This is a genomic window from Acinetobacter sp. YH01009, assembly GCF_013420765.1.
Classification (GTDB): Bacteria; Pseudomonadota; Gammaproteobacteria; order Pseudomonadales; family Moraxellaceae; genus Acinetobacter; species Acinetobacter amyesii.
Genome location: NZ_VOYE01000053.1, coordinates 1 through 1,010, shown reverse-complemented (window position 1 = coordinate 1,010; position 1,010 = coordinate 1). Strand labels below are relative to the sequence as shown.

The window sequence follows — 1,010 nt, the reverse complement described above, 5'->3', positions numbered from 1 at the left end:
TGTTTCACTTCCCCTCGTTCGCCTCATAAACCTATGTATTCAGTTTATGATACCCGCCTTATAGCGGGTGGGTTTCCCCATTCAGAAATCTCCGGATCACAGGATATTTGCCGCCTCCCCGGAGCTTTTCGCAGGCTATCACGTCTTTCTTCGCCTCTGACTGCCAAGGCATCCACCACATGCACTTAATTACTTGACTATACAACCCCAAACAGTCGCTCATCCCTACAAGTAGGATAAACAACATAATCAACCAATCACTCAGTCAATTACACAGTTAGAGTCTCGTGAACTTAATCACTGTACAGCTTCAATTAGATTCATATACCAAAACGCTTGATTCAGTTAATTTCGCTAGTTCTCATTCAATCACTTCAACAATCAATCTTGCGATCTCTCGTTTCCGCTCTTTCATGAGTATGAACAAATTATTTCAACTCAAATATATTCTGTTAATGATTTAATGCATCCTCGTCGGACTGCATTACTGTGATAAATCACAGAGATTATCAAGTGGGGCGTATCTTAACGCTTCTACTTGCTAATCTCTAGGATCTACGCACTTGATCGCTTAGGAACTAAACATTCACGCTACTGTATGATCACATACTGCGCGAAGCGTATGAGACATATATGTCGCAAGGCTTAAATTTCAACTCAAATCCTTAAAGCAGCGCTTTAAGTTTTATGATCTTGAAATTTGGTGGAGACTAGGAGAGTCGAACTCCTGACCTCCTGCGTGCAAAGCAGGCGCTCTACCAACTAAGCTAAGTCCCCAGCTTATCAATTAAGTCAATGTATCGTATTACTGCCTGCGCACTCACTTTCGTTCGTTAGCCTTGCGTTCGGGCAAAACATGTTTTGCTGACCCTCACTCAAGTAGTGGTGGGTCTGACAAGACTTGAACTTGTGACCCCACGCTTATCAAGCGTGTGCTCTAACCAACTGAGCTACAGACCCTCAGATACATCGTCATGAAGAACAACTTGTTGTGGATTCTTACCAATCGT

General features: G+C 42.9%; 2 tRNA genes and 1 rRNA gene. All 3 read right to left on the bottom strand.

The features are described from left to right. A 23S ribosomal RNA gene (locus tag FTT76_RS17505) occupies positions 1-199 on the bottom strand; the annotation flags it as partial. 502 nt (positions 200-701) lie between these two features. Continuing rightward, positions 702-777 (bottom strand) — tRNA-Ala (locus FTT76_RS17500). Positions 778-883: 106 nt separating this feature from the next. After that, positions 884-960: transfer RNA gene (locus tag FTT76_RS17495), tRNA-Ile, on the bottom strand. Positions 961-1,010 lie beyond the last annotated feature (50 nt).